Source organism: Grimontia marina (assembly GCF_900060185.1).
Classification (GTDB): Bacteria; Pseudomonadota; Gammaproteobacteria; order Enterobacterales; family Vibrionaceae; genus Enterovibrio; species Enterovibrio marinus.
Map to the genome: position 1 here is coordinate 1 of NZ_FIZY01000090.1, position 11,282 is coordinate 11,282.

General features: G+C 47.2%; 12 protein-coding genes. 6 read left to right on the forward strand and 6 right to left on the reverse strand.

Annotated features, from left to right (window positions below; all coding sequences use genetic code 11):
* The 4 genes from GMA8713_RS24295 to ykgO all read left to right on the forward strand — a co-directional run.
* Positions 1 to 337: IS630 family transposase (locus tag GMA8713_RS24295; protein ID WP_157515497.1), on the forward strand; the 337-nt coding region annotated here is incomplete at its 5' end.
* A 119-nt stretch (positions 338 to 456) separates the two neighbouring features.
* On the forward strand, positions 457 to 873 hold the full coding sequence (locus tag GMA8713_RS24300) for a DUF4156 domain-containing protein (RefSeq protein WP_062715091.1): 417 nt from the start codon (positions 457 to 459) through the stop codon (positions 871 to 873).
* 190 nt (positions 874 to 1,063) lie between these two features.
* Positions 1,064 to 1,324, forward strand: coding sequence for a type B 50S ribosomal protein L31 (locus GMA8713_RS24305; protein WP_062715093.1), 261 nt, complete (start codon positions 1,064 to 1,066; stop codon positions 1,322 to 1,324).
* 3 nt (positions 1,325 to 1,327) lie between these two features.
* Positions 1,328 to 1,471 carry a type B 50S ribosomal protein L36 gene (gene ykgO, locus GMA8713_RS24310; protein WP_062715095.1) on the forward strand — a complete coding sequence of 48 codons (144 nt, stop codon included), beginning with the start codon at positions 1,328 to 1,330 and terminating at the stop codon, positions 1,469 to 1,471.
* 91 nt (positions 1,472 to 1,562) lie between these two features.
* Here ykgO and GMA8713_RS24315 read toward each other — a convergent pair whose 3' ends face one another.
* Positions 1,563 to 2,714 carry an aminotransferase-like domain-containing protein gene (locus tag GMA8713_RS24315; protein WP_062715097.1) on the reverse strand — a complete coding sequence of 384 codons (1,152 nt, stop codon included), beginning with the start codon at positions 2,712 to 2,714 and terminating at the stop codon, positions 1,563 to 1,565.
* A 126-nt stretch (positions 2,715 to 2,840) separates the two neighbouring features.
* Here GMA8713_RS24315 and GMA8713_RS24320 point away from each other — a divergent pair, with 126 nt between their 5' ends.
* Positions 2,841 to 3,710, forward strand: a complete 870-nt coding sequence (locus tag GMA8713_RS24320) for an AraC family transcriptional regulator (RefSeq protein ID WP_157515770.1) — start codon at positions 2,841 to 2,843, stop codon at positions 3,708 to 3,710.
* Positions 3,711 to 3,790: 80 nt separating this feature from the next.
* On the opposite strand, the gene GMA8713_RS24325 is transcribed toward GMA8713_RS24320, so the two are convergent.
* The 5 genes from GMA8713_RS24325 to doeA all read right to left on the reverse strand — a co-directional run bounded on the left by GMA8713_RS24325 (position 3,791) and on the right by doeA (position 9,687).
* Positions 3,791 to 5,200, reverse strand: a complete 1,410-nt coding sequence (locus tag GMA8713_RS24325; RefSeq protein WP_062715101.1) for an aspartate aminotransferase family protein — start codon at positions 5,198 to 5,200, stop codon at positions 3,791 to 3,793.
* A 29-nt stretch (positions 5,201 to 5,229) separates the two neighbouring features.
* Positions 5,230 to 6,744 (reverse strand): NAD-dependent succinate-semialdehyde dehydrogenase, encoded by a 1,515-nt coding sequence (locus GMA8713_RS24330; RefSeq protein WP_062715103.1) that lies wholly within the window; start codon positions 6,742 to 6,744, stop codon positions 5,230 to 5,232.
* 175 nt (positions 6,745 to 6,919) lie between these two features.
* Positions 6,920 to 7,399 carry an Lrp/AsnC family transcriptional regulator gene (locus GMA8713_RS24335; protein ID WP_062715105.1) on the reverse strand — a complete coding sequence of 160 codons (480 nt, stop codon included), beginning with the start codon at positions 7,397 to 7,399 and terminating at the stop codon, positions 6,920 to 6,922.
* A 70-nt stretch (positions 7,400 to 7,469) separates the two neighbouring features.
* Positions 7,470 to 8,477, reverse strand: coding sequence for a N(2)-acetyl-L-2,4-diaminobutanoate deacetylase DoeB (doeB, locus tag GMA8713_RS24340; RefSeq protein WP_062715107.1), 1,008 nt, complete (start codon positions 8,475 to 8,477; stop codon positions 7,470 to 7,472).
* A 22-nt stretch (positions 8,478 to 8,499) separates the two neighbouring features.
* The gene (doeA, locus tag GMA8713_RS24345; protein WP_062715109.1) at positions 8,500 to 9,687 is read right to left on the reverse strand and encodes an ectoine hydrolase DoeA; all 1,188 of its coding nucleotides are present in this window, start codon (positions 9,685 to 9,687) and stop codon (positions 8,500 to 8,502) included.
* A gap of 686 nt (positions 9,688 to 10,373) precedes the next feature.
* Here doeA and GMA8713_RS24350 point away from each other — a divergent pair.
* On the forward strand, positions 10,374 to 11,138 hold the full coding sequence (locus tag GMA8713_RS24350) for a phosphotransferase enzyme family protein (protein WP_062715111.1): 765 nt from the start codon (positions 10,374 to 10,376) through the stop codon (positions 11,136 to 11,138).
* Positions 11,139 to 11,282: the final 144 nt, after the last annotated feature.

The window sequence follows — 11,282 nt, forward strand, 5'->3', positions numbered from 1 at the left end:
AAAGAAAGACTCAGACCTATTCATTGCCATGCTGGAGAAGCTAAAGTGGCACTACCGCCGAGCCAAAAGTGTCACCTTGATACTGGATAACTACATCATCCACAAAAGTAAAAAAACGAAGGCTTGGCTCAAGAAGAACCCAAAGTTCAGGCTGCTGTTCCAGCCCGTTTATTGCCCTTGGGTCAACGTCATAGAACGATTGTGGAATGCTCTCCATGAGACAATTACTCGGAATCACAGGTGTAAACATATGTGGCAATTGCTCAGGAAGGTGAAGCACTTTATGGATAACGTATCGCCTTACCCGGGAGGTTGCCACGGCACGGCGAAAATGTAGCACTATTCGGATCAGTTATTTAGCTAGAAAAGCAGGCCGTAAAGCCTGCTTTTTTTGTTTGCTTTTGGCTCGCTGGGAGATACACTCCGCGCCCTTGAACTTTGAGAGATTCATTCTGAATGAAAAAGGTAATGCTGAGTGTGGCGCTGGCGTCAGCGACACTGCTTTCAGGTTGTGTGACGTTTCCAACGCAACAATCTGAACAGGTTAAAGTCATCTGGGACGATGTAAATGCCATTCAGGGATGCGAACACAAAGGCACAGTGATCGGCTCTGAAGGCCATTTTTATGATTATTGGCTGCATGCTGACAAAGACATGGTTTGGGGAACCTTGAACCAAATGCGTATTAAAGCGGCAGACAAAGGCGCGAACGTCTTGTACTTGTATCAGCCATTGGGTTTTTCTTCTTCAGTGACTATGTTCGGCAATGCCTACGCCTGTGAAAATACCGCTGATATCGAGGAAAAGATGGCTAATTTAGAAGCTGTTGAAGTCGAAGTAAACAGCGAAATCAAAGCGTCTGAAACGCCGTAATTCGGTTTTTCTTCAGAAGTGTTTTAAAAAGCCGCGGATACTTATCGCGGTTTTTTTGTATCCTCAATTTCGCGTACCTCTCTGAAAACATTCGCGCTACTCTTTTTGCAAGTGATAATGATTAGTATTTGACTCCGTGGATTGATATGTTATGTTATAACGTATCAATCATGAGTTGGAGGGCATTATCATGAAACCAGGTATCCATCCGGAATACAGAACTGTGGCGTTCCACGACACAGGCGCAAACGAATACATTCTTGTCGGTTCGACAGTACAAACCAAACGCACGGTGGAGTTGGGTGGCAAAACCTATCCCTATGTGACGCTGGATGTTTCATCGCATTCGCATCCTTTCTATACCGGTAAACAAAAAATGGCAAAGCAAGATGGTCGCGTGGCGCGATTCAATCAACGCTTTGGTGGCAAGAATCTGAAAGCAGGGAAGTAAACGATGCAAGTATTGAGTTCACTGAAAAGTGCAAAGAACCGAAGCAAAGATTGTCAGGTGGTGAAACGCCGCGGACGTCTCTATGTGATTTGCAAATCCAATCCGCGTTTCAAAGCGGTTCAGGGAAAAGTGAACAAGAAAAAGTAGTGCAATCAAACGTACGTTGGTTGGCTCAAAAAAGCCTGAACCTTAAAAAGGTTCAGGCTTTTCTATTTTTTGTGCAGCTACATTATGAGGATCAAATTGCTTTGGCTAGCCCGCTCGCTAAGCGACTTACCGCTTCAGCTAATTCTGTTGGTGTTGCGTTAGTGAAGTTCAGGCGAAGTGCCGCTTTTACTGCTTCAGGTTGCGGGTAGAACACCGGGCTTGGAACCACAGCAACCCCGTCTTTTAATAGCTCTTTTGCCAACTCGAAGGTGTCACAGCTTGGCAGGGTGACCCAAACAAACATACCACCATCGACAGGCTTAATTTCACAACCTTCCGGCAATTTATCTTGCAATTCTGAATACAATGTTTCGTAGCGCGATTTGTAAAGCGTACGAATCGTATCAATGTGGTAGTCAAAGTTGTCGTGCTTCAGTAGACCCAGCAAAAGCGCCTGCATTGGCACGCTTGAGTGCAGATCTGCACCTTGTTTGATTTTGATAAGCGGCTCCAGGTAGCTGCGTTTGCCGCTCACAATACCTACACGAAGACCAGGAGAAGCAATTTTAGAGAATGAACGCAGCACGATAGAGTGCTGCGGACAGAAATCAGAAACCAGTGGAATTGCTTCGCCCGAAAAACGCAATTCGCGGTATGGAGCATCTTCAATCAGGGCAACATTGTATTGCTCACATAGCGCCGCCACTTGTTTACGTGTTTCGAGCGACCAACACACACCCGTTGGGTTATGGAAATCTGGTACCGCATAGAACATCTTCGGTGATTGCTCATAGAACACGGTGCGCAGTGCTTCGATATCTGGTCCAAACTCGGTTTGCGGAACTGTCACGATATCTGCCTGAACCAGTCCGAATACCTGCATGGCACCCAGATAGCTAGGTGCTTCCATGACAACTTTATCGCCAGGGTTCACGTAAGCACGGGCAATCAGGTCGAGTCCCTGCTGTGAACCGGTGCAAGCCATCGTAATGTGTGTATCAGGCAGTTGGAAGTAATCAGTCAGGAAGTTCAATAGCGGCGTATAACCTGCAGTGGCACCGTATTGAAAGACTTCTGGCATCTCAGAAAGGGTTTCGAGTGTTGGCTTCATCAGATCAATGGGAAATGTCTTTTCATCAGGCAAACCACCTGCCAGTGAAATAACATTCTTATCTGATGCCGCAGCAAGAATTTCACGAATGTACGAAGACGGGGTCTGTTGAAGAGACTTAGCGATTTCCATGTTTGCACCTGATTGAGTTTTTATTATTGGTCCCATTTAAGGGGATTGAATCATATTACTCCTCGTTGATTGTTTTCGTATGTCTGTTTATGCTCTTAAACATGTCCATTTATGCTATTTCCATTAATGAGCCAACAGCACATATCGCGCATCAATGATGTGCTCTATTACATTCACAAAGATATCAGCCGTAACTTACCCGCAAAGGAGCTGGCTGATGTGGCGGCGTATTCAGAGCAACACTTTCACCGTATTTTCAAAAGTGTGGTAGGTGAGTCTATTCATCAGTACATCCGAAGAACGCGTATGGAGTATGCAGCGAATCAGTTGATGTTCGATGCAGGATCATCCGTATTAGAGATTGCCAATAAATGTGGCTTTAATTCGGTGTCTTCATTCAGTCGCGCGTTCAAAGCGACTTTTCATGTGGCACCGGGAGAGTGGCGAAGGCATGAGTTAGAAGGGGATGAGAAGCCTTACTTACGCGATCCTGAAGTGGCTGCGGGTTATCACAGAGTATCAACCCGACAACTACCGGAACCCAAAATTGTCGAAGTGCCGGAGCGTTTCGCTGCATATGTTCGTCATGTTGGTTACAACCGCTCTATAAAAAATGCTTGGCGAGTGATGAAAGCTTGGGCGAACGCAGAAGGACGGGATGACAGTATTCAGTTTGGTTTGCATCACTCCAACCCTGCGTGGGTTGAGTTAGATAAATGCCACTATGTAGCCTGCATCGAGATAGATAAACCGATTAAAGTGCGAGGGGTGGTGAATCAGTTGGTGATTCCGGGCGGATTACACGCGGTATTCCGACTAACAGGTGTTTATGGCGAATTACTGCCACAAATCAGTAAGGTGTTGGAACAGTGGCTTCCTGCTTCTGGCTTCAAACTGAATTCGACGCCCGCGTACGTGCATTATCATAAGAATCATTTTCTCAATGAAGACGAACGGTTCGAACTCGATTTTTATCTACCAATCAGCTTTTACTAGACGTGATGCAGTATACAGAAAGCCGCCAAGCATGGCGGCTTTCTAGTATTATTTTTGACTCTTGTACAAGTTATCTGTGGTTATGTAGCTTTCCATCTGCCACTCTTCACCAAGCTATCGGTGACCTTATCAACGGCTTTCTTGGCGCGGGTGACGATTTCATCGACGTCTCTACGATTAACCACCAAAGGTGGCGCAAATCCCAGAATATCGCCATGTGGCATTGCCCTCGCAATAAGCCCTTGCTCAAGACAGGCTGCGGCGATTTGTGGCCCTACTTTGAGGTTAGGATCAAAGTGCTCACGCTTGTATTTGTTGCTCGAAAATTCAAGAGCATGCAGCAAACCAATGCCACGGCTTTCACCCACTAAAGGATGATTGGCAAACGTCGCTTTCATTTGCTGTTGGAAGTAAGCACCCGTATTCCTTGCGTTGGTGGTCAGGTTCTCGCGCTCGATAATATCGAGGTTGCAAAGTGCCGATGCTGCACCGAGTGGATGGCCCGAATAGGTATAGCCATGACCAATCGCGCCCCATTGCTCTGTACCGTCTTCAAGCACTTTCCAAACACGCTCACCAACCATGACTCCAGAGAGTGGTTGATAGGCGGATGTCAGGCCTTTGGCGACGGTGATTAAATCTGGCTTCATTTCATACATGATCGAACCGAAATCTGCACCCAGACGACCAAAGCCACACACCACTTCATCTGAAATCAGCAGGATGTCATATTTATCCAGCACTTTGCGGATTTCCTGCCAGTATCCCTCTGGTGGTGGAACAATGCCGCCCGTTCCCAACACAGGTTCTCCAATCATGGCAGCCACTGTGTCTGGGCCTTCACTGAGGATCATCCTTTCAAGCTCGTCAGCGCAATGCTTCGAGAATTCTCGTTCTGTCATACCATCGTCTTCACGGCGATAGTAATAGGGTGCGAGGGTGTGTTTGATACGCTCGAGCGGTAGATCAAAATGTGCATGGAACAGAGGAAGTCCTGTCAACGAGCCTGATGCGATACTTGAACCATGGTAACCACGGTCACGGGAGATGATTTTCTTCTTCTCTGGCAACCCACGTGTGTTGTTGTAGTACCAAATCAGTTTGAGTTGAGTTTCATTCGCATCGCTACCAGACATGCCATAATACACTTTGCTCATGCTCTGGCCGGCCATTTTTAAAATACGTTCTGAGAGCGTAATAAGAGCTTCATTCGTGTGACCGACATAGGTGTGGTAGTAGGCGAGCTTTTTGGCCTGCTCATAAATCGCTTCAGCCATTTCTTCACGTCCATACCCAATGTTGACGCAATATAGGCCTGCAAAACCATCAATTAACTCAACGCCTTCAGAATCCTGAATGCGAATGCCTTTGGCATTAGTGATAATCCGGCCAGCCATTTCGCCGTGAGCATATTGTTTGAGGTGTGTTGACGCATGGAAGACGGTCTGACGATCTATCTCAAGCAGCGCTTTGGTATCAATATTGTTCATGTTTAAGTTCCTCTTGGGGTCAACAGACCCTAGCATCCGCTGGCAGTATCGAGGCCGCCCAGGCAGTAGTATTTAATTTCGCTGTATTCATCGAAGCCGTGGCGGCTGCCTTCGCGCCCAAGACCGGATTGCTTCATCCCGCCGAAGGGAATAGGGTGTCCCGTCATCTTGACGCTATTGACGCTGACCATGCCGAATTCAAGGCCTCGCATCAGCTTCCAGATATCGCGAATATCATGACCGTAGATATAAGCCGCCAAGCCGTATTCCGTGTCGTTGGCAGACTCAATTAAGGCGTCCAAATCGTCATAGGCCAGCACGCCAGCTACCGGGCAGAAGTTTTCTTCGCGGAATACCGCCATCTCTGGAGTGACGTTGGTGAGCAGTACTGGATTAAAAAAATTCGCGCCTGGCAGTTTCTTGTGACTGGTAGCGATCAAGGTCGCACCTTTCATCAATGCGTCATCTACCAGTGTTTGCGCCTTCTCAGCTGCTTGAGTATTGATGAGAGGGCCAATGTCCGTGGTCTTCTGCATGCCGTTACCCACGCGGAGCTTTTGCATTTCGGCCGCGAAGGCATCGATAAATGCATCGTAATGTCGGCGAGGTACATAGATGCGATTCGCAGCAAGGCAATCCTGCCCGGAGGTTTGGAACTTGGCATCAATCGCCGCTTTAGCTGCCTGTTTGATGTCCATGTCCGGCAGCACAATGAAGGGAGCATTTCCGCCCAACTCCATCGAACACTTTTTCACTGTGTTTGCGCTTTGTTGAAGCAGCAATTTCCCGACCCTTGTTGAGCCGGTAAACGAGAGTGCTTTGACCTTCCCTGAAGCGCATAGCATTTCGGAGATCATTGGGGCATCGCCAGTGACGACATTGAATACGCCGGCTGGAATGCCTGCGCGCTCGGCTAATTCAGCCAAAGCGAGGGCAGAGAAAGGGGTTTCGTTTGCGGGTTTTACCACCACGGTACAACCAATCGCGAGTGCCGCAGCAGCCTTACGCGTGATCATCGCATTGGGGAAATTCCACGGTGTGATAAGGGCAGCGACGCCAATAGGTTCACGCAATGTAGCCAATTGGGCATTCGGTATATGGCTTGGCATGGTTTCGCCATATGCACGTTTAGCCTCTTCAGCAAACCAACTGACAAAGGAAGCGCCGTAATCGATTTCTCCGCGAGCCTCATCGAGGGTTTTGCCTTGCTCCAGCACCATCAAATGAGCGAGATCTTCACGGTTATCGAGTAACAAGTCGTGCCAAGCCATCAACTTAGTGGCACGGTTTTCTGCGGATAGCGCACGCCATTTTTTGAACGCTTTGTCTGCGGCATTAATAGCGCTATCTATGTGTGATTTCCGAAGTGCGGTGACGTAGCCAATCACGTCATCATCGGCTGGATTGGTTACAGCGATGTCTTTGTTACCCGCGACCCACTTACCATTGATGTAGGCGAGTTGGCGGAACAGGCGTGCGTCAAGCAAGTGGTTGAGCACGGCATCCGTCGCTTTCCCATCATGGGGCAGATTCAATGCGGCCATACGTTTACCTCCCAAAGCAAAATGATGTTCTCAGTAGAACTTTAAGCCAGCATTTGGGAATGAGTTTTCTGTATGAGGGGGCTGTGGTTGGTGATTTTTCGGATTTTCAGCCGAAAACTTAGTATTTTTTCTGTTTCGGTTTTATTTATTTGAAAAATAGGGAATATATTCGCCGTTATTCAGCGAGGCTTTCGTCGATATCGAGTGATTGTGGTGTCTGTTTGATGGTTTTGGTAACGATGTAGGTGTAGTAGCGCTCTATGCCTAAATCTGACATCAACCAACTATCAATCAGGCGTTGATACTGGTCGATGTCTTTTGCCATGACACGGATGATGTAATCCACACCGCCGCCTGTGGCGAAACAGTCCGCCACTTCTGGGCAATCTTGCATGGTTTGCTCGAAACGCTGGAAACTGGTTACGTGGTGCTTGCCCAGTGTCACTTCGACCATTACAGGCGTTTTTTTGGCAAAGAGGTCGGCATTGATTTTTGCTCCGTAGCCTTCAATGATGCCTGCTTCTTCAAGGCGTTTAACACGTTCCCAGCAAGGGCTGACCGACAAGTTAATGGATTCTGCGAGATTGGATTTAGTGATCCTTCCATCTCTGGATAAAATTTGCAGAATTTTGATGTCATATCGATCTAGCTTCATTCATTACTCCCCGAAAAATAAAGAAAACCACGCTATAAGCGTGGCATATAGACAGAGGTAGAAGCGAGTTTTATTCGATGGGCTTGGCAATAACCGCAAAAGTATCGCCAATACCGATGTTCGAAGCGTGTCTTCTGGCTGCTAAGATGCCATCTGTGGTAGCACGATAATAGGCGGGGGCTTGTCCAGTTCGATCTGTGGAATAGATACGTGCTATCAGATCCCCATCTTTTATCTGACTCCCAAGGTTTACGCACATTTCAAGAATGCCATTGTGTTCGCTTTGCAGATACGCGTCTTTGTCAGGAATCTCTAGCGCGACTGGTTCGTCAGGTGGGTCGATATAATGTTTTTGGAGGATGCCGCTGTAAACCAGAAAGTTATGAATGCCGCGGTCAGCGATTGCAATGGTCTCGGGTGTTGTTGTACCGCCGCCACGTAGTTCTGTGGTCACGAAAACCTTTCCCTGTGATTCTACAGCTGTATCAAATAGCTTTGTGGCATCCAACTCTTCCATGTAGAAAGTATAGGGTGCGCCAAACAAGCGTGCGCCCTCAGAGCATCGAAACTCCTGTGCTTTATTTCTAAGGTGGTGAACGGCTGCAAAGGGGATGATGTCCAGCGTCTTTCCTCCTGAATGGATATCCAACGCTGTATTGCACATGGGAATCAGGTGGCGGGTGAAATAGTCGGCCATGCGTTCAGTTATACTGCCATAAGGGTGACCAGGAAAGGCACGGTTCATATTGCCGTTATCTATGGGGGAAACCCTAGATGAGGCTTGCACCGCAGGAATATTCATCATCGGAATAATGATGACTCGTCCCCGGATCTGGTTTGGCTTCAGTTTATTGCTGAGTTTGAGCAGCGAAGTGATACCTTCGTACTCGTCGCCATGGTTTCCGCCCGTCAGCAGTGCCGTTTGTCCATCGCCGTTTTTAACGACGGTGATAGGCGTCATGATAGCGCCCCAAGCGGATTTATTATGCGAGTAGGGGAGTTTCAAAAAACCATGTTGAACGCCATCTGCATCGAAATCAACAGTGGGAGATACAGAACTTGGCGGTAGTTTAGACATGACAAAAGAATCCGTTTTTCATTCAATGTTTAACAAATAGCTGGCGAGGGAACTCACAGAGTGTCTCAGCTCCGCACTTTGTGATCACGATGCTTTCAGTGGTCTCCATTCCCCAGTCATCCATCCACAATCCAGGCATAAAGTGAAACGTCATGCCCTCTTTCAATACAGTACTGTCCGTTGGGCGGAGGCTCATTGTTCTCTCCCCCCAATCTGGCGGGTAACTGAGTCCGATCGGATAACCACAACGAGATCCTCCGCGGTCAAAGCCGTATTTCTCCATCGTGGCATTCAGTGCCGCTGCGACGTCTCCGCAGGTATTACCGGGTCTCGCAACTGCCATACCTGCCTCTAAGCCTTCATTAAGCGCATCATTGGCGCGTTTGAAATGGTCTTCAGGCTCACCGAGATAGATAGTGCGGGAAAGCGGGCAGTGGTATCTGCGGTGAACCCCTGCCATTTCGATAAAAGTGCCTTCACCGGTTTTGAAAGGTCTGTCATCCCACGTCAGATGTGGTGCTGACGCGTCTACACCAGAAGGCAACAGCGGGACAATCGCAGAGTAATCGCCAAAGTGCCCGTCATGTCCCATTACGGCATGCTTGTTGATTTCAGCGACGAGAATATGTTTTGGCAATCCGGGCTCGATAAGTTCGTAAGCGACGCGGTGCATGTTTTCGACGATCCTTGCTGCAGCTCGCATGTAGTAAAGCTCTTGCTTAGATTTTTCCGCACGACACCAATTGACCAAGCCAGTTGCATCAGCAAAGGAGGCATTGGGGAGATTTTCTTGCAAAGATTCATACGCAGTGGCACTGAAGTAGTAATTATCTTTTTCAACACCAATACGTCCTCTATCCCAGAGCTTTTCATACAGCACCGAATTGGCAAGATATTCCATGGGATGAAGGGGAGGATTCATCACATAGTCATCAGGGTAGCCAACAACATTTTGGTGACTCATGTAAACAGTGCGGCGAGCACCGTTAGCATCCTGGTTTCTACCAAACCAAAGCGGATCGCCAGTATGGCCGATGACCACGCATTGAGGGACGTAGAAAGACCAGCCGTCGTAACCAGTTAGCCAAGCCATATTTGAAGGGTCGTGAATGATGAGCAAGTCCAATTCACGGTTTTCCATGGCCGCACGAACTTTTGCCAGCCGGACTCTGAACTCATCAAGCGTAAAATTAAGCACAACGTCACTCATGCCCCATGCTCCTTTTGGTACCGCCCATTCAGGACGAACGTTGACATTCAGAGTCATCGCCAGTTATCTCGTTGGGCCTTGTTGGGGCGACTTGTCGCTCAGGCCAGATAACTGTTTTGCCTCTCAGCTTTGTGCTACCCGTTTTCATTTTTGCTGTGCGGGCGCACGGCTACTTTTGTACCTTTTTGTATTGCTATTCTTGTGCAAACTCTCGGAGACCTGCGTCTTCAGTCTGTTTGGTATGGTGCAAGTTATTTGCATCTCATTACTTACACTTACACCACTGTTCAAAAAACAGTCAATAATAAATTGCTCAATAGTTTGAGCTTTTAACAGAAATTACGCCTGAATGCGCCTAAAAATCTCGGTTTCTCGTTGTTGATACGTAGCTGTGGAAAGTTCTGATCTTCGCGACTAGTTGATATAAACGAGGTTGAATTTTTATCGAACTCGATACGGTTCAAAGATATAGCGAGTCTGATGCGCTAGTATTGAGCCCTCATATTCTTCCAAAGCCTATGGAGCGAAAGCCAATGCTGAATTGCTAATCACCTTAAATTTATGCTTTTGTTTTTTTGCCTAATTTTATCTGGTGATGACGCGTTCCATCATGGTGGGCTTTGTTGTTCTGTTTATACCCATGCTTACCCTCTGATATGCCTTGATCGCCAAACATGGAGCCTAATATGGAAAAACTGCCCGGCGGTCGAGCTGGTATTTATCGGGCTAACAATCATGTTATACGCCCCGCGAACAAAACCACTCCATTACTTCACCGCTTATTGAATCACCTACATCAACAAGGCTTCCATCACTGCCCAAAGCCGATTGCAATAGACTCAGAACATGAAAGGCTCAGCTTTTTGGAAGGTCAGGTTTATAACTATCCGCTTCAAGGCCATATCGCATCGAAGCGGGCTTTAATCAGTGCAGCGAGGCTGTTGAGACAAATGCACGATGCCTCTGTTTCGTTTGTCGACGGTTTAGATGGTAATGAAAATTGGATACTTCCGGTAAGGGTACCCACCGAAGTTATTTGCCACGGTGATTTCGCGCCATATAACCTAGTTCTCAATGGAGAGGAAGCGGTGGGCATCATCGATTTTGATACTGCTCATCCAGCACCGAGGACTTGGGATTTGGCGTATGCGCTTTATTGTTGGGCACCTTTCAAAACTCATGCTTTTGATAAATTGGGTTCTTTGAATGAGCAGATAGACCGTGCGGGAATGTTCTGTGAAGCTTATGGTGTAACAAAAGACACATTATGCGTGTTGCCAGATGTCATGATTGATAGGTTAGAGGTTTTGGTTTCTTTTATGAAAAGTGAAGCTGATAAAGGGAATGAGGCTTTTCAGAAAAACTTAGACGATGGGCATCACTTAGCCTACGAAAAAGATATTCAATATATTTCTCAAAACAAGCAAAAGATTTTAACTTATTTTAGTTAATAAATTAACCACTCTTGAGAAGTGGCCCCCAATTTTCGGACATGACTTTAAGTGATTGATCTGTTTTGATAGTCCCCAGAAAGACTGGAGCAGATGATGACAAGAAAACGTAGAAACCACTCACCCGAATTTAAAGCGAAGGTG

What these genes read in the sequence shown, in the direction of transcription:
- GMA8713_RS24300 (WP_062715091.1), top strand. Translation starts at nt 457, where the DNA reads ATGAAAAAGGTAATGCTGAGTGTGGCGCTGGCGTCAGCGACACTGCTT.
- GMA8713_RS24305 (WP_062715093.1), top strand. Translation starts at nt 1,064, where the DNA reads ATGAAACCAGGTATCCATCCGGAATACAGAACTGTGGCGTTCCACGAC.
- ykgO (WP_062715095.1), top strand. Translation starts at nt 1,328, where the DNA reads ATGCAAGTATTGAGTTCACTGAAAAGTGCAAAGAACCGAAGCAAAGAT.
- GMA8713_RS24315 (WP_062715097.1), bottom strand. Translation starts at nt 2,714, where the DNA reads ATGGAAATCGCTAAGTCTCTTCAACAGACCCCGTCTTCGTACATTCGT.
- GMA8713_RS24320 (WP_157515770.1), top strand. Translation starts at nt 2,841, where the DNA reads ATGAGCCAACAGCACATATCGCGCATCAATGATGTGCTCTATTACATT.
- GMA8713_RS24325 (WP_062715101.1), bottom strand. Translation starts at nt 5,200, where the DNA reads ATGAACAATATTGATACCAAAGCGCTGCTTGAGATAGATCGTCAGACC.
- GMA8713_RS24330 (WP_062715103.1), bottom strand. Translation starts at nt 6,744, where the DNA reads ATGGCCGCATTGAATCTGCCCCATGATGGGAAAGCGACGGATGCCGTG.
- GMA8713_RS24335 (WP_062715105.1), bottom strand. Translation starts at nt 7,399, where the DNA reads ATGAAGCTAGATCGATATGACATCAAAATTCTGCAAATTTTATCCAGA.
- doeB (WP_062715107.1), bottom strand. Translation starts at nt 8,477, where the DNA reads ATGTCTAAACTACCGCCAAGTTCTGTATCTCCCACTGTTGATTTCGAT.
- doeA (WP_062715109.1), bottom strand. Translation starts at nt 9,687, where the DNA reads ATGAGTGACGTTGTGCTTAATTTTACGCTTGATGAGTTCAGAGTCCGG.
- GMA8713_RS24350 (WP_062715111.1), top strand. Translation starts at nt 10,374, where the DNA reads ATGGAAAAACTGCCCGGCGGTCGAGCTGGTATTTATCGGGCTAACAAT.